General features: G+C 65.1%; 17 protein-coding genes. 10 read left to right on the top strand and 7 right to left on the bottom strand.

The genetic code is table 11. The annotated features are described in order from the left end of the window. Positions 1-39: 39 nt before the first annotated feature. The gene (locus tag CFB43_RS22530; RefSeq protein ID WP_089496629.1) at positions 40-759 is read right to left on the bottom strand and encodes an autoinducer binding domain-containing protein; all 720 of its coding nucleotides are present in this window, start codon (positions 757-759) and stop codon (positions 40-42) included. Positions 760-831: 72 nt separating this feature from the next. Here CFB43_RS22530 and CFB43_RS22525 point away from each other — a divergent pair, with 72 nt between their 5' ends. The 3 genes from CFB43_RS22525 to CFB43_RS22515 all read left to right on the top strand — a co-directional run bounded on the left by CFB43_RS22525 (position 832) and on the right by CFB43_RS22515 (position 2,914). After that, complete coding sequence (locus CFB43_RS22525) at positions 832-1,275, top strand: DUF4902 domain-containing protein (RefSeq protein ID WP_089496628.1); 444 nt, start codon at positions 832-834, stop codon at positions 1,273-1,275. 214 nt (positions 1,276-1,489) lie between these two features. After that, complete coding sequence (locus CFB43_RS22520) at positions 1,490-2,098, top strand: acyl-homoserine-lactone synthase (protein WP_027789397.1); 609 nt, start codon at positions 1,490-1,492, stop codon at positions 2,096-2,098. A gap of 51 nt (positions 2,099-2,149) precedes the next feature. Next, a complete protein-coding gene (locus CFB43_RS22515) occupies positions 2,150-2,914 on the top strand; it encodes a hypothetical protein (protein ID WP_179254884.1) in 765 nt (254 codons plus the stop codon). A 173-nt stretch (positions 2,915-3,087) separates the two neighbouring features. On the opposite strand, the gene CFB43_RS22510 is transcribed toward CFB43_RS22515, so the two are convergent. Continuing rightward, positions 3,088-3,378, bottom strand: a complete 291-nt coding sequence (locus CFB43_RS22510; protein ID WP_089498104.1) for a hypothetical protein — start codon at positions 3,376-3,378, stop codon at positions 3,088-3,090. Between the two features lie 298 nt (positions 3,379-3,676). On the opposite strand from CFB43_RS22510, the gene CFB43_RS22505 reads away from it, so the two are divergent. Continuing rightward, positions 3,677-4,063: a VOC family protein gene (locus tag CFB43_RS22505; RefSeq protein ID WP_089427154.1), complete on the top strand. Its 387-nt coding sequence runs from the start codon at positions 3,677-3,679 to the stop codon at positions 4,061-4,063. Positions 4,064-4,084: 21 nt separating this feature from the next. On the opposite strand, the gene CFB43_RS22500 is transcribed toward CFB43_RS22505, so the two are convergent. Both CFB43_RS22500 and ribA read right to left on the bottom strand, forming a co-directional pair. Beyond that, on the bottom strand, positions 4,085-4,651 hold the full coding sequence (locus tag CFB43_RS22500; protein WP_089496626.1) for a GNAT family N-acetyltransferase: 567 nt from the start codon (positions 4,649-4,651) through the stop codon (positions 4,085-4,087). 148 nt (positions 4,652-4,799) lie between these two features. Beyond that, positions 4,800-5,450, bottom strand: a complete 651-nt coding sequence (gene ribA / locus CFB43_RS22495) for a GTP cyclohydrolase II (RefSeq protein ID WP_069260282.1) — start codon at positions 5,448-5,450, stop codon at positions 4,800-4,802. A gap of 177 nt (positions 5,451-5,627) precedes the next feature. On the opposite strand from ribA, the gene CFB43_RS22490 reads away from it, so the two are divergent. Further along, positions 5,628-6,089: a CBS domain-containing protein gene (locus tag CFB43_RS22490; RefSeq protein WP_069252006.1), complete on the top strand. Its 462-nt coding sequence runs from the start codon at positions 5,628-5,630 to the stop codon at positions 6,087-6,089. Between the two features lie 153 nt (positions 6,090-6,242). On the opposite strand, the gene CFB43_RS22485 is transcribed toward CFB43_RS22490, so the two are convergent. Continuing rightward, positions 6,243-6,572 (bottom strand): DUF4148 domain-containing protein, encoded by a 330-nt coding sequence (locus CFB43_RS22485; protein ID WP_089496625.1) that lies wholly within the window; start codon positions 6,570-6,572, stop codon positions 6,243-6,245. Positions 6,573-7,084: 512 nt separating this feature from the next. On the opposite strand from CFB43_RS22485, the gene CFB43_RS22480 reads away from it, so the two are divergent. Next, positions 7,085-7,483 (top strand): GreA/GreB family elongation factor, encoded by a 399-nt coding sequence (locus tag CFB43_RS22480; protein WP_089496624.1) that lies wholly within the window; start codon positions 7,085-7,087, stop codon positions 7,481-7,483. 175 nt (positions 7,484-7,658) lie between these two features. Here the strand turns inward: CFB43_RS22480 and CFB43_RS22475 are convergent, their stop codons facing one another. After that, on the bottom strand, positions 7,659-8,777 hold the full coding sequence (locus CFB43_RS22475) for a porin (protein WP_089442094.1): 1,119 nt from the start codon (positions 8,775-8,777) through the stop codon (positions 7,659-7,661). Positions 8,778-9,365: 588 nt separating this feature from the next. Here CFB43_RS22475 and CFB43_RS22470 point away from each other — a divergent pair. After that, positions 9,366-9,740, top strand: coding sequence for a YXWGXW repeat-containing protein (locus tag CFB43_RS22470; protein ID WP_089496623.1), 375 nt, complete (start codon positions 9,366-9,368; stop codon positions 9,738-9,740). A 493-nt stretch (positions 9,741-10,233) separates the two neighbouring features. On the opposite strand, the gene CFB43_RS22465 is transcribed toward CFB43_RS22470, so the two are convergent. Beyond that, positions 10,234-10,620 carry a winged helix-turn-helix transcriptional regulator gene (locus CFB43_RS22465; RefSeq protein ID WP_089496622.1) on the bottom strand — a complete coding sequence of 129 codons (387 nt, stop codon included), beginning with the start codon at positions 10,618-10,620 and terminating at the stop codon, positions 10,234-10,236. A 329-nt stretch (positions 10,621-10,949) separates the two neighbouring features. Between CFB43_RS22465 and CFB43_RS22460 the strand changes: the two genes are divergently transcribed. From CFB43_RS22460 to CFB43_RS22450, 3 genes are all read left to right on the top strand, one after another. Next, a complete protein-coding gene (locus CFB43_RS22460) occupies positions 10,950-11,426 on the top strand; it encodes a nuclear transport factor 2 family protein (protein WP_011354627.1) in 477 nt (158 codons plus the stop codon). A 233-nt stretch (positions 11,427-11,659) separates the two neighbouring features. After that, positions 11,660-12,475 carry a helix-turn-helix transcriptional regulator gene (locus CFB43_RS22455; protein ID WP_256990110.1) on the top strand — a complete coding sequence of 272 codons (816 nt, stop codon included), beginning with the start codon at positions 11,660-11,662 and terminating at the stop codon, positions 12,473-12,475. A gap of 419 nt (positions 12,476-12,894) precedes the next feature. Next, positions 12,895-14,520 (top strand): amidohydrolase, encoded by a 1,626-nt coding sequence (locus CFB43_RS22450; protein WP_089496620.1) that lies wholly within the window; start codon positions 12,895-12,897, stop codon positions 14,518-14,520.

Raw genomic sequence — 14,520 nt, 5'->3', positions numbered from 1 at the left:
GGCGGCAGCTGCATATTGCGCTGCCGCCTTCACGCCCTGTCAGGGCGTCTCGATCAGCCCGGCCGAGATGGCCTTGACGACCGCCTGGACCTTGTTCGTCGCGCCCAGCTTCTCGAGGATGTTGTTGACGTGGAAGTTGACCGTCCGCTCCGAGATGCTGAGGATCTGGCCGATCTCGCACGCGGTCTTGCCCTCGGCCGTCCAGCACAGCACCTCGCGTTCGCGCGCGGTCAGCGTGACGCCCGCCGCCGGCGCCAGCTTCGGCACCATGAAGCGGCTCATCAGCGAATGCGACAGGTTCGCGAGCCAGTTGGTCTGCAACGTCAGCATGTTGATCTCGGCCGGCGTCAGCCGGTCGGCATGGCGGGCGATGCTCAGCAAGCCGAACGCACCGCGGGGCGCCCAGCTCGACTGCGCGACACCCACCGACAACCCGAAATCACGTGCGTCCTGCCACAGCGGGCACGGTTCGATCCGGTCGACGTCCGGCCAGACGATCATGTTGGTGCTGAGCGCGCCGTCGCGAACCGTCGAGTCGATCTCGATGTAGTTCTGCGCCTGGTAGTGCGCCATCCAGCCGTCCGGATAGGTATCGAAGATCGCGACCGCGGGCTTCGAAACGGGCAGCGGGACGCGAATGCCGTAACAGCAGTATTCGAATCCCAGCCGCTTGGAATAGGCGGCGATCCGCTGGAAGAGCTGCTGCTCGTCTTCCGCGGCGCTGAATTGTTGATAGGCATCCTGCCAGCGCAGTTCCATTCATTCTCCGACAACGTCACGCTGTCATACTTGTCAGGTTCCAGACCCGTTCGAGGCTGATACATTCCGCGCATGACTTCACCTTTGCTGCACTCGGTCCCCGGCCCGTCCCCGGACGGCTACGTACGCCTGTCAGAAAGCGCACTGGCCGTGCTTGCGCTCGACCATGTCGCAAGCGGCCTCGACGCATCGCTGCTCGAGGAATTGCGCGACAGCGCCATCGACGCGCGCCTCGCCGGCTACACCGAATGGCATCGCCCGGCCAGTGCCGGCGTCGCTTACGTGACGATCGGCTGGGACTGGTACCTCGAACGCGCGACGGGCGCGTTCGTGATAGCGGGCGGCGACGTCCGCAGCAACGTGATGGTCACCGACGCCACGGGCGCCGACATCGGCATGGTCCGCACGGCCGCCGCGCTCGCCGCACGGCTCGCGTGCATCGACTGGCCCGCCGCGGTCGCGTCGGCCCTGCTCGGACGCAACGACGCCTATCATGCCGGTCCGACGCTCCAGTGACAACTGGCTGCGCCTCTATTCCTCTGACAATTTCCGCCATGCTGGCGCTCTTTATAAGCAAAAGCGCCACGGTTTTCAATCCCGTTGATCAAGAAACCGTTACCACGTCCTAAACGGCGTCTTTCCGACGCGATCCTGTAAGAGTTACCAGTTACAGCCCCCTCGTGCTGCGCGATGTAATGCATGCATACAAAAGCACAGATCCGAGGACACCATGCGGACCTTCGTTCACGAGGAAGGGCGGTTGCCACACGAACTTGCGGCGGATCTAGGGCGCTATCGGCGCCGTGTGTTCGTCGAGCAGCTCGGCTGGGCACTCCCGTCAGCGAACGAAAGCTTCGAGCGCGACCAGTTCGATCGCGACGATACCGTGTACGTGTTCGCGCGGAACGCCGGCGGCGACATGTGCGGATGTGCGCGCCTGCTGCCGACGACGCGCCCGTATCTGCTGAAGTCGCTGTTCGCCGACCTGATCGCCGAAGACATGCCGCTGCCGCAATCGGCCGCCGTCTGGGAGTTGTCCCGGTTTGCGGCAACCGATGACGAAGGCGGGCCGGGCAATGCCGAATGGGCCGTGCGCCCGATGCTCGCAGCCGTCGTCGAATGCGCGGCGCAGCTTGGCGCGCGGCAGTTGATCGGCGTGACGTTCGCGAGCATGGAACGGCTGTTCCGCCGGATCGGCATACACGCGCACCGCGCAGGCCCGCCGAAGCAGGTTGACGGACGTCTGGTGGTCGCCTGTTGGATCGACATCGATCCGCAAACGTTTGCCGCACTAGGAATCGAGCCGGGGCAAGCCGCCCGGCAAGCCATCGCCGCCTGAACCGGAACGCGCGTTTCTGTCCGGGCGGTATCGTAACGAAGGAGAATCAACGTGGACCCGTCTCAGGTCTTTCGCGCGATGATGCCCGGGTTGACGAGCGCCAACGGCGCCCGCATCGCGGTCGCCTACCCGTCGTTTCCCCGGCCGCTGCCGCTCGTGCGGCTCGACCGCCGCGGGCTCGTGTTCCGTGCGGCCGGCGCCGCGCCGCTCGTCTGCGGGCTGCCGCGCGCGGCGACGCTGCTGGTCGCGGACGAGCCGCTCTGCTCGCTGCGCCTCGTGATCCGCGACATCGCGCCGGCCGGCGAAGGCCGGCATGACCTGACGATGCAGCCATCCGGCGCCGCCGGCGACGAATTGCTGTGGCACGCGTTGCGTGATCGCGAGCCCTACCGCCAAATTCAGCAGCCGCTTGCGCCCGTCGACGCGTCCGTCGCCACTGACGGCGACCCGCATGCGTCGGCCGGCGAAGCCGCGCCGCGCCCGTCGCGCAGCGCGGCCTTCCGGCTGCCGTGCCACAGCGACGCGCTGTTCTTTGCCGACTGGCTCGAATATCACTTCGACGAACTCCGTGCGCTGTCGCAACAGCATGGGCCGCAACTGCAGCTCAACCAGCTCGAGCGGCAGGTGGCCGACGACGAGGTCGGCGTGCGCTTCGTCTACGACATCGATGGCCATGCGACGCGGCACGCGCTGACCGACTGCGCGCGCGAGGCCTGTGCATGGATCGAGACGGAGATGCGCGACAAGTACGCGTTACCGGTTGCGCAGGAGCGTTTCAGCGCGTTTGCGGCGCACGCGCGGGCAGGCGGCATGTGAGTGCGATGCAACACGAAGTTGTATCGATACAACTAGGGCTTGCCATGCCTCGGGTTTTCCCTTAAATTTACGTCTGTCTCCTCCATGTCTCCAAACATGGATTCAGCCCGCTCAATGTAGCGGGCTTTTTCTTGCCCGCGTGAATTACGGGGACAGATCATCTTCCTCCCCGCCTAACCTGCCTGGCGCACACCAGACGGCCACGGCCAGTAGTGGTGTACCGCAAATATCAGCGCCACCACCCCGATCACGACCAGCAGCAGGTACAACCAGCCCTTTTTGGTGGTGGGCAGATCAACCAGCGCACTCACGTCGCCCGTCAGGGCCGCCAGCGCGACCATGCCGAGTCCGACCAGCACCATCGTTCCCTTGGCCACCCATCCAAAGGCAATCTCCAACGCGCCCGCCCATCGCGACTGGCGATAAGGGCCGGTAACCGGCCGACGGAGATCGGGCTTACTCATTTGCGCCCTCTCGCCCGGGATCGGCACGTCGGCCCATCGATCGACAGACTGACGCGAAAACAGGACGTCGAAGGTTGTCCTGACAAGCACCGGCTGCAATGGGGTGCGCGCATTTGATCGGGAGCGTCATGTTTTTTTCTTTCACGAGACGAGGTTCGGCGGTTCGATTCGTTTGGCCGGAAGAAGCCCATATCGTTCGATACGATGGACCCACGCCGGAACGCGCGCCGTTCGTCACACGCAATCCGGATCGGCCGGCTTATCATTGACCGGCCCGCCACTCGCCCCCGAGGCCATCTTGCACGCCCATCTGCGCATTGCCCGCCCGGTCAGCAACCTCGCCCGTACCGAGCGCATGTATCGCGACGCTCTCGAGCTGTCCGTTCTTGCGCGCTTTGAAGATCACGACGGTTTTTCCGGCGTGATGCTCGGGCGCGACGGCCTCGACTATCACTTCGAATTCACGCACTGCCCCGACCACCCGATCGCGCCGTCACCGACGCCCGAAGACCTGATCGTGTTCTATCTGCCCGATCGGCCGGAATGGGAAGCTGCATGCGCGCGCGCCACGGAACATGGCTTCATGCCGGTGACGTCGTTCAATCCGTACTGGGAGATATCCGGGCAGACTTTCGAGGATGCCGACGGCTACCGGATCGTGCTGCAGAACGGCACGTGGCGCTGACAGGCGAACACGCGTGAATCGTTACGCGCCGGCCACGCCGGCGGCACGGGCGGCATACACAACGTGCCGACGCAGCGCGTGCCCGTCCGGCAACGCAGGATGGTCGAAATCACGCGCGGGCTGATGCTGCATGCCGAGCCGCTGCATCACGTGGCGTGATCGCAGGTTGGTGTCGGCCGTCCACGCGAAGATCTCGCCGAGCCCGATCCGGTCGAACCCGTCGGCCAATGCGGCGGCGGCGGCTTCGGCAACGTAGCCGCGCCCCCAGGCGTGACGCGCCTGCCGCCACATGATCTCGACGCACGGCGCCATCGGATGCGTTGCACGCGCTTCGTGCGACAGGCCGCACACCCCGATCAGCATCGCGTCGGCACGGCGCTCGATGGCCCACGGGCCGAAACCGTGTGCATCGAAATGCGCGTCGAAGCGCGCGAGGACGTCGCTCGCCTCGTCAACGGACATCGGGCCGCGCGCGAGCCATGCGGTCACGTCTGGATCCTCATGCATCGCCGACAGCGCGCCCGCATCCGTCGGCCGCCAGCGACGCAGCGTCAAACGCTCGGTTTCGATCTTCGACGGTGTGGACATAGGGGCGATGGATCGTTCTGGCGACGTAACGCGAGCGCCGTCACAAACCTGAAAGCGGAACGGATGGGAGAAATGAAAATCGTCGCCTTTGTAGGCGACGATCCAGGGAACAGATGACGAGAAACGGGCGCCGGTGCGCCCGAGGCGGTTACTCGTTTTCCTCGAAGTAATGCCCAAACTTCGTCTGCTTCGTGCGGATATAACGCTCGTTTTCCTCGCGCACGGGCACCGCAAGCGCCACGCGTTCGCAAACCGGAATACCGTGCTTCGCGAGCGTGTCGAACTTCGCCGGGTTGTTGCTCATCAGCCGCACCGACGTCACGCCAAGGATCCGGAGAATCGCGGCAGCCGAATCGTATTCGCGGGCGTCGTCAGGCAGGCCGAGGTCGAGGTTCGCCTCGACGGTGTCGCGCCCCTGCTCCTGCAGTGCGTACGCGCGGATCTTGTTGCTCAGGCCGATCCCGCGCCCTTCATGGCCGCGCAGATACAGCAGCACGCCGCGGTCTTCCGCCGCGATGTAACGCAACGCGAGATCGAGCTGCTCGCCGCAGTCGCAGCGGTACGAGCCGAATACATCGCCGGTCAGGCACTCGGAATGAAGGCGCGTCAGCACGGACTGCTCGCCGGCGACGTCGCCCATCACGAGCGCGAGATGTTCGGCATCGCTGCCCGATACGCGGAAAGCGTACGACGTGAACGTACCGTAACGCGTGGGCAGCGACGCGGTAGCGACGAGCGTCACGCACTCGTCGGCCTGGCCATTGCCCGGCGTGGGCGATTGGGGACGCGAAGACATCATGAATTCAATCGAAACGTTCAGGAATGTAGGAATTGTGTGGATAGTGCGTGACCGGAGTTTACCGCTAATCTGGAATCGTCACGCGACTGCCGCCACGTGCGCGGCTATACTGGGCTCATCGGGTGACAAGCATCACACCCTGCCTGCCCAGCATCGACCTGCACACGGAGAAAGCGAATGAGTACGACTGTCGCGCAACTTCTCAAGGCCAAGCCGGATTCGGGCCGCACCATCTACACCGTCACGAAGAGCGACCTCGTCTACGACGCCATCAAGCTGATGGCCGAAAAAGGCATCGGCGCGCTACTGGTCGTGGACGGCGACGACATCGCGGGCATCGTCACCGAGCGCGACTACGCGCGCAAGGTGGTCCTGCAGGACCGCTCGTCGAAAGCCACCCGCGTCGAGGAAATCATGACGGCGAAGGTGCGCTACGTCGAACCGTCGCAATCCACCGACGAGTGCATGGCGCTGATGACCGAGCACCGGATGCGCCACCTGCCCGTCCTCGACGGCGGCAAGCTGGTCGGCCTCATCTCGATCGGCGATCTCGTCAAGAGCGTGATTGCCGATCAGCAGTTCACGATCAGCCAGCTCGAACACTATATCCACGGCACGCCCGCGGTCACGTCCGCCTGACCCGCCCAGCAAAAAAGGCCCAAACGCGCGAGCGTCTGGGCGGAAAGCCGCCGGAATGCGGCGACGGAGGTTCTGCTCCTGCGGGCGAATGACGCGCACAATGGGTGCGCGTCTCGTCGATTAAGCGGTGCGCTCGGGCAGACCCGGGGGCGTTCAGTTGCCGAAATAGACCGAGTTCACGGGATTCGGTGCTTCGCGCGTCATGCGACGGCCGGCTTGGCCCGCACCCGTCGCCACGGCACCGTAGCCGCTCGTATCGGCTTGCGCGAGCATCGGCTGGTTCGGTTGAATGCGTTGTTCAGCGGCCTGGATGTTGTCCGGATATTGCGAATCGCTCGCCAGCGGCTTGTAGCCGTTCTGTTCGAGTTGCACGAGCTCGGCCTTGACCTGGTCGCGGGTCAACCCCTGCTCGGACTGTGCAAACGATGCGATCGGGGTGGCAAGGACGGATGCGGCGATAGCTGCGTAGATGACCGACTTCATGATTTACCTCCGGTATGTGTTCTCTTTTGGTGTCGCCTCGGCAGGACTGTCTGAAGCGATTGAATCCAGTGTAGTGCTCGCCCACCCGAGGGGAAACCCTTAGTTTGAACATACAGCGTTGCGATTTTGACAAAAATCGCTGGCACATCCGAGACGATATCGCGGCAACTTGCTTCACTCGCACAACAATCGCTGACAAAATGCCGACAGCCGAATCACATATCCCGAAGGTTGTGTTGTAGAATCGTAAGGTTATATTCGTCAGTCGATCTTCCATCCACCATGTACGCGCTCACGCCCCTTTCGGTTTCGCCGTCCGGCCCGGCCGGCGTGCGCGCGCGCGCCGGTCATCCGGCGCATCCCCTCGCTCGACGCACGGCCCAGGCGCCGCTCGCCCCTGCCCGGCGCCTGATCTGACGGCTCGGTCTCCTCCCGGAGCCAGGTCAGACAGGCTCCGGGCGATCCCCATAGGCACGCCACGCCTGCCCTTGCCGATCATTTGGAGAACTGCCATGAAACAACGCCTTTACCAGTTGACCGAACTCGACGTTGCTCGCCTCGAGAAGCACGCCGAACACAACCCGCGCTTTCAGACGATGCTCGATACGCTTCTTGAGCGCGCCGACATCGTCCAGCCCGACGCCATCAAGGCGAACGTCGTCACGATGAACTCGCAGATCACGCTGCTCGACGAAACGACCCAGGAACAAGCCACCTGGACGATTGTTTATCCGGACGCCGCCAATCTCGAGCTCGGCCGCCTGAACGTCTTCTCGCCCGTCGGCATGGCACTGCTGGGCACCCAGCGCGGCCAGATGGTCAAGGTGACGCAGCCGAGCGGCGCCGAAAAACAGATGAAGGTGGCCGCGATCGTGTTCCAGCCGGAAGCCAACGGCGAATACACGCGCTGAGCACCCTGCCGTCGGCACCGCGCCGTAGTGGCGCGCAACGAAAAAAGCGAGGCACAGGCCTCGCTTTTTTGCATCCGGGCGGCACGAATCCTCGACATCGCATTCCGCAGACGAAAAAAAGGCGCCCGAAGGCGCCTTTTTCGATGCTGCGTAGCGGGTTACCCCGCCGTCACGCTTAGAAGCGGTGACGCAGACCAACCGTTGCTGCGGTTTGGTTGATCGACGAGCTCGGCAGGTTGTCGCTGAAGTTGCTGCCGTTGTAGATCGACGCGCCGATGCCGTTCTTCGCTGCACGCTGGTACACAGCTTGTGCGTAGACGTCCGTGCGCTTCGACAGAGCGTAGTCAGCTTGCAGGCCGAACTGGTTCCAGTGCGTGCTGCCGTTGTTGATCTTCGCGTTCGTGTACGTGTAAGCAGCACCCAGGCCGAGAGCCGGCGTCAGGTTGTACTTCGCGTTGACTTCGTAGTTGTCGGTGCGCAGCGTGCCGACGCCAACTGCGTTGTTGTCGAGGCGAGCTTGCGTCCATGCAGCGCCGACTTGTGCCGGGCCGAATGCGTAGCCAGCAGCAGCACCGTACGTGCGGACGCGGCCTTGGCTAGCGATGCCACCGATTGCCGACGACGTTGCGCCGTTTGCGTTCGTACCGTCACCCAGGTTCGCTTGCGAGTATGCACCCGCCAGCTTCAGGCCTTGGAACTGGTATGCAACGCCTGCGCTGTACGCACGGTTGTTACCGAAGTTCGTGTTGTTCGAGAACGAGTACGTGCCGCCGAATTGCAGGCCAGCGTAGTTAGCGCTCGTGAACTTGATCGTGTTGTTCTGAGCGACATCACCGTTCGTGCTCAGACGGTCGAGGTTCAGCGGGTGCGCGAAGTACGTGCCGCCCCACGAGCCCGTTGCCGTCAGCGGCGCCAGGTAGTCTTGCGTTGCGTCATACTGCTTACCCAGCGTGACCGTGCCGTACTGGCTCGACAGGCCGACGAAAGCTTGGCGGTTGAACATGCCGTTGCTGTTCGCGAACTTGCCGTTACCGATGTTGAAGCCGCTTTCCAACGTGAAGATTGCCTTCAGGCCGCCACCCAGGTCTTCCGAGCCACGCAGGCCGAAACGGCTCTGGTCAATGCCCGAACCCATCGCCCAACGCGACTTGCCAGCTTGGCCGAGTGCCGGCTGGACGTTGCTCGTGTAGGTGATGCCTGCGTCCAGCACGCCGTACAGCGTGACGCTGCTTTGTGCGTGAGCGACGGTAGCAAACGATGCTGCAGCTGCTGCAACGATCAGAGTCTTGTTCATTCGTGGAGCTCCCTTCTAAAAAGAGGCAGGTCTCGCGACCTTGTTCATAAACGGTCTTCAACCGCCCGGGAGCGCCATCGATCCTGCTGGCCGCGCCCGGATAGTTGCCCGTTTGGGAACCGTGAGTTTAGGGGTGTACCCTAGGGGAGCGATCCGCAAATAAAGAAATAAGCTTTTCCAGAACTAGAAATAATGAAAGTGGGGACGAGTTATAAGTATTTGTTTTGACGTTTGTTTTTGACTTCTTGACGGGGGCTTTTTGGAGCCTTTCATCGCACCATTCTTACATGTCATCGTCTTGACGGTTGCATAGAAACAACAAACGGATTCGGCGCGACACCCCGAAATCGGTAAATTCTACCCAACTGGCTCTCGAATTTCTGGCTCCGGACACCTAAAACGCATCCGTCGGCCAGTAAACAGGGCACGACAGTCGTTCGGCGGGTCACATCCCCTGCACCCATCCATATAGAAAGGCCAGCTTCCACCTGCCGTGACACACGGTAACAGCGTTAACCGCTCGCGTAACCCGGCCGGCCGACTGGCAGGCTAATGTAAGGCAGCCTCGAATACAGAACAGGACACGCCATGAATCGACGCTCGTTGTTGCGCGCCATCGGATTGACTGCCGCCTTCGTCGGCACCGGCGGCTGGCTCCGCGCCGCCTCGGCCCAGCCGGCGCCGCCCGTGTACCGGCCGTCGGGCCCGAATCGCGTGCCCGGCGGCCCGCCCTATCCGGACCGCCCGGGCATCGCACCGCCGGCCGCCCGGCACGACCGCCGTCCGCCGCCGCCACGGCCGCACGGCTATATATGGACCGACGGCTACTGGCGCTGGCAGCGTGGCCGCTATATATGGGTGCCGGGGCGCTGGGTCGCACGGCGCCCCGGGCGTCGGTGGGTGCCCGGCTACTGGCGCCGCCAGGGACAGGTGTGGATCTACGTCGACGGTACGTGGCGATAGGCAGCCACCGGGCGCCCGGCCAGTAGCAGGCTCGGGGCGGACGGCGCGAGCGAACCCGTGCCGTTCTGCCCCGATATCAACATCATGATGCCCGGCAGGCGCCCCGACGAATCCTGCCCCCTGGCCCAATGCCGGCGCGCAAACCGGGGAGATGCTTCCGGTCACGCAACCTCGACCATCGACGTTGCTCGCCGGTCTACCGCACACCATCCCGCCTCGACCGGACCCTGCCGCACTCTTCGTGCGCGATGCACAGAAAGACCGCCGTCTCGATCGCCCCGTACCTGCCCTTGTTGAACGGAGCATCGCCAGCGCATTGCCGCATACGGGACGAATGGAACGCACTGCAGCATCGGCGCCCTTGATCAAACCGACGAAATCATTTGGATAACGAACTCATGCAATGGCGATGCACCGGCAACTACGCCACGCCTCGTCGCATCGCCCCCGAACGCAGCACAACGCCCAGCGACAAGGCGGCGCAAGCCCCCGCTCAGCGCCCGCCCCCTTCCATTTCCCGCGCACGACGTCGCGCAACGCAGATCGCGCGATGATGTTCGTCGGCCCACCGGATCATCGCCTGCATCGGCGTCAGGAACGAACGCCCGAGGTCGGTCAGCGCATATTCGACACGCGGCGGCACTTCGGCGTACAGCGTGCGACTGACGAAGCCGTCCTGCTCGAGCCGCTTGAGCGTGCGCGACAGCATCTGGTTCGACACATCGCCGATCGTACGGCCGAGTTCGTTGAAACGCATCGTCCCGCTGGACAACGCTTCGAGCACGAGCAGGCTCCACTGGTCGCCGATGCGGTCGAGCACATCGCGAATCGGGCATGGCTGATCGAGTTCGACGGATTCGTCGGCGGGCGGGAACGGCATGACTGGATTCTCTTTCACGGGCAACGCAGGGTCAGCGCGGTGTGACCTGTTCACACCGCGCTGACTTCTTGTGACGGGTTCGCGGCAACTGTACCATTCGATCGCCCCGACAGCCGCGCGGATTCGCCAGTTCAACGAAGCATGACGACGGCGCGCGGCCGTTACCGGCCCGTGTCGTCACGATACGGGCCGGGCGGAAAACCCCTCGCGGCGACAAGGCGCGTGCATCCGCAACCATGCGCCGCCGCCCGCCGATCGCCGCGGCAGGCTCGACCCGCGGTCGCTCTTCGCGCACCCACCCACGCTTCATCAGACAAGGAACCCGCTACATGTCATCGCTCCGCTCCCCCGTTCGCGCCGTTGCCGCGCTCGTCCTGCTGGCCGCGTCGACGGCCGCGCTGGCCGCCGGCCCGGCCACGCGCGACCTGGCCGCCGAGGAAGCCAACCGCCAGCTCGTGCTGACGTTCTACGACCGCTTCTTCAACAAGCACGAAGCCGTCGAAGCCGCCGCCGTCGTCGCGGACGACTACAAGCAGCACAACCCGCACGTGCCGGACGGCAAGAAGCCATTCGTGTCGTACTTCGTCGGCGCGTTCCAGAAGAACCCGGCATCGCGCGCGCGCATCGTGCGCAGCGCAACCGACGGCGACCTCGTCTACCTGCACGTGCATGCGACCGAGCGTCCGGGCGACCGCGGCGAAGCGGTCGTCGACATCTTCCGCGTCAAGGACGGCAAGATCGTCGAACACTGGGACGTGATCCAGCCGGTACCGGAAAAGTCCGCGAACGCGAACACGATGTTCTGACGCACAGGCCGACACGCGGTGCGCCACGATGCGCACCACCCGTCGACGGACGATCGGCCGCCCGCCGGGCAAGCGCGCGTGCCCCGCGGCGGCGAACTCCCCTACAATCGAGCTTCGCCGCCGCGCCGGCCTCCGTCCCGCATGACCGCATCGCCAGCCGCCGCGCCGCCGGCGCGCCGTCATCCGCGAAGCACGGCCGGCACGGGCGGCCGTTCGCGCAGACGGTGTCAACGATGAGCCCCGCCCATATTTCCCTCAGCAATGCCGGCGACCTGATCGCCAGCCTCGGCAGTCCGCAGTTTCCCGCCCGGCTCTGGGCATGGCTGCGCGAAACCGTCGATCCGCAGTCCCATTACAGCGTCGCGACGCGCTACCGCCGCGATGCGCCGTCGCAGTCGGTCGACAGTGTCGACGTGCTGTTCTTCGCGGGCGGCGACGATCCCGACGGCACGCGCCACGCGCTCGATCTCTATACCCAGGGCGACTGGCGCACCGACACACTGCTCCCGCATATCGAGCGCGCCACCGATTCGCAGCTCGTGTTCTCGTGCAACGAGGACATCGATACGGCAACCGAATACGGCCGCCATTTCGCGCTCGGCGATCTCGGCGAAGACTGCACGCTGCTCGGCAGCGAGCGCGACTATGTCTATGCGTTCTCGTTGTTCCGCCGACGCGGCCAGCCGTCCTATACGCTGGCCGAGCTGGCGCTGCTGCGGCAGCTCGGCGATTTCGTGCTGCCGCTCCTGATCCAGCATGCACGGCTCGCCCGCCTGACGCCGCGTTCGGACGACGGCGCGTTGCTGCAGCGGTTCGAACAGCGCCTGTCGGCCAGCGGCGCGGTGCTGTCGCAGCGCGAACGGCTCGTGTGCCGCGCGGTGCTGCAAGGCCAGCCTGTCCCGCAGATCGCCGATACCCTCGCACTCAAGCCCAGCAGCGTGCGCACCTATCTCGGGCGCGCGCTCGCGAAGCTCGGCGTGGCGAACCGGGCCGGACTGTTCGCGTGGTGCGTGACCGAAGAGGAACCGCCGGGGGAACGCGGCCAATAGATGACACCCCCGCATCGCTGCACGCCTACTCACCGCCGCGTTCTTTGTCGCGTCTTGTCCTCAAAACGATGACAGACAGCCGCCCGCCCCGCTCCTAGTATCTGACTCACCCGACGACCGGAACGCGTCGGATATCACGGAGACACGGCATGCCGAATACCGGATGGACGCCGGCCCGCACGGCCGCGCGCGCGTCGCCCATCGATCCGCCGATCCAGACCTGGCGGCGCGATCGGCATGACGCTCCGGCGACAGCCGGCCTTCACCACGACGCATCGCCGCGCCCGCCGCGCAACACCGGCACCTAGCCGCCCCGCATCTCATTCCAACCCGACCGGGTTCACGCGACCGGACGAGCCACACGGCCCGCCCGCCGGACACGTGCGCCCGTCGAACCTTCCCCCATCCGGAGGAGACACATGCAACACGCCGATACCGTCTATCTGAACGGCCTGCTTTACACGGGCGATGCGCAACGCCGCTTCGCTCGGGCGCTCGCCGCCAAAGACGGCAAGATCGTCGCCGTCGGCCGCGACGACGACATCCGCGCGCTGGCCGGCCCCGCGACGCGCATCGTCGACCTGGCCGGCAGGCTGATGCTGCCGGGCCTCATCGACGGCCACGTGCACCCGCTCGAAGGCCACCAGATCCTCGGTGACTTCGACCTGTCCGGCATCAACGATCCCGACACGATCCTGCAGCGCATTCGCGCATGCGCCGATGCGACGCCGAACGAACCGTGGGTCTATCTCGGCGGCGCCAACCTGGCCGCATTCGGCGCGTATCCGACCCGCGAGCTGCTCGACAGGATCGTGCCCGACCGGCCGCTGCTCGTGGTCGGCTTCGACGTGCACAGCGGCTGCCTCAACACGAAAGGGCTCGAAGCGGCCGGCATTAACGCCGATACGCCGGACCCGGCCGGCGGCGTGTACGAGCGCGACGCGTCCGGCGCGCCGAATGGCGTCGTGCACGAAGCGGCGTTCTACCGCGTGTGCCCGATCATTCCGCAACTGAGCCCGGCCGGCTACCCGAAGTCGCTCGCGAAAGCGCACGCGATGGCGCACGGTTACGGCATCACCGGCTGGTTCGACGCGCGCGTCGAGGAGGCCGAACTCAAGGCGTATGCCGACGCGCAACGCGCGGGCACGCTGAAGGTGTACATGAGCGCGGGCCTCTATGCGAACCCGCGCCGCGATCCGCGCGAGCAGATCGAGCGCTTCGCCAGATGGCGTCGCGAATACGAATGCGACAACCTGCGCCTGCATACGGTGAAGATCTTCGTCGACGGCGTGCCCGAATCGAAGACGGCCGCGCTGCTCGAGCCGTACGCCGGCACTGACGATTGCGGCCTCGCGCTGTGGAGCCAGGATGCGCTGAACGAGATCTGCCTGCTCGCCGATACGGCCGGCTTCGACCTGCACTTCCACACGCTCGCCGATCGCGCGGTGCGCATGACGCTCGACGCGCTCGAATACGTCCAGATCCGCACCGGCATGCGCGACCGGCGCGCGCAGCTCGCGCACCTGCAGCTCGTCGATCCGGCCGACATGAGCCGCTTCAACCGGCTCGGCGCGATCGCCAGCGTCCAGACGCTGTGGACGGCCGCGCGCGAGGAACAGCAGCAGCTCTATCGCGACCTGCTCGGCGCCGAGCGCACCGCCCGCAACTATCCGTTCCGCAGCCTGCGCAACGCGGGCGCGATGCTCGCGGCCGGCTCCGACTGGTCGGTCAGCACGATGGACCCGATGCAGATCATCCAGACCGGCGTCACGCACTTGCTGATCGACCAGCCCGACAGCCCGCCGTGGAATCCGCACGAACGCCTCGACCTGCTCACGATGCTCGAGGCCTATACGGTGAACACCGCGTATGCGCTGCGCTTCGACGACTGTACGGGTTCGCTCGAAGCGGGCAAGGACGCGAGCTTCGCGATCCTCGACCGCAATCCGTTCGCGCACCCGGTCGAGACGTTCGCGCAAACCCGCGTGATCGAGACGTGCTTCCGCGGCGAAGTCGTATACGCCGCGCCAGGCTGGGCGGACTGA

Source organism: Burkholderia sp. AU15512 (assembly GCF_002223325.1).
Classification (GTDB): Bacteria; Pseudomonadota; Gammaproteobacteria; order Burkholderiales; family Burkholderiaceae; genus Burkholderia.
The sequence above is the reverse complement of the archived record's forward strand: the minus strand, read 5'-3'. Positions and strand labels throughout refer to the sequence as shown.

Excerpts from the sequence above, each read along its gene's own strand:
- CFB43_RS22525 (WP_089496628.1), top strand. The coding sequence starts at position 832 with ATGACTTCACCTTTGCTGCACTCGGTCCCCGGCCCGTCCCCGGACGGC.
- CFB43_RS22530 (WP_089496629.1), bottom strand. The coding sequence starts at position 759 with ATGGAACTGCGCTGGCAGGATGCCTATCAACAATTCAGCGCCGCGGAA.
- CFB43_RS22450 (WP_089496620.1), top strand. The coding sequence starts at position 12,895 with ATGCAACACGCCGATACCGTCTATCTGAACGGCCTGCTTTACACGGGC.
- CFB43_RS22485 (WP_089496625.1), bottom strand. The coding sequence starts at position 6,572 with ATGAAGTCGGTCATCTACGCAGCTATCGCCGCATCCGTCCTTGCCACC.
- CFB43_RS22490 (WP_069252006.1), top strand. The coding sequence starts at position 5,628 with ATGAGTACGACTGTCGCGCAACTTCTCAAGGCCAAGCCGGATTCGGGC.
- CFB43_RS22520 (WP_027789397.1), top strand. The coding sequence starts at position 1,490 with ATGCGGACCTTCGTTCACGAGGAAGGGCGGTTGCCACACGAACTTGCG.
- CFB43_RS22500 (WP_089496626.1), bottom strand. The coding sequence starts at position 4,651 with ATGTCCACACCGTCGAAGATCGAAACCGAGCGTTTGACGCTGCGTCGC.
- CFB43_RS22470 (WP_089496623.1), top strand. The coding sequence starts at position 9,366 with ATGAATCGACGCTCGTTGTTGCGCGCCATCGGATTGACTGCCGCCTTC.
- ribA (WP_069260282.1), bottom strand. The coding sequence starts at position 5,450 with ATGATGTCTTCGCGTCCCCAATCGCCCACGCCGGGCAATGGCCAGGCC.
- CFB43_RS22480 (WP_089496624.1), top strand. The coding sequence starts at position 7,085 with ATGAAACAACGCCTTTACCAGTTGACCGAACTCGACGTTGCTCGCCTC.
- CFB43_RS22510 (WP_089498104.1), bottom strand. The coding sequence starts at position 3,378 with ATGAGTAAGCCCGATCTCCGTCGGCCGGTTACCGGCCCTTATCGCCAG.
- CFB43_RS22460 (WP_011354627.1), top strand. The coding sequence starts at position 10,950 with ATGTCATCGCTCCGCTCCCCCGTTCGCGCCGTTGCCGCGCTCGTCCTG.
- CFB43_RS22475 (WP_089442094.1), bottom strand. The coding sequence starts at position 8,777 with ATGAACAAGACTCTGATCGTTGCAGCAGCTGCAGCATCGTTTGCTACC.
- CFB43_RS22455 (WP_256990110.1), top strand. The coding sequence starts at position 11,660 with ATGAGCCCCGCCCATATTTCCCTCAGCAATGCCGGCGACCTGATCGCC.
- CFB43_RS22465 (WP_089496622.1), bottom strand. The coding sequence starts at position 10,620 with ATGCCGTTCCCGCCCGCCGACGAATCCGTCGAACTCGATCAGCCATGC.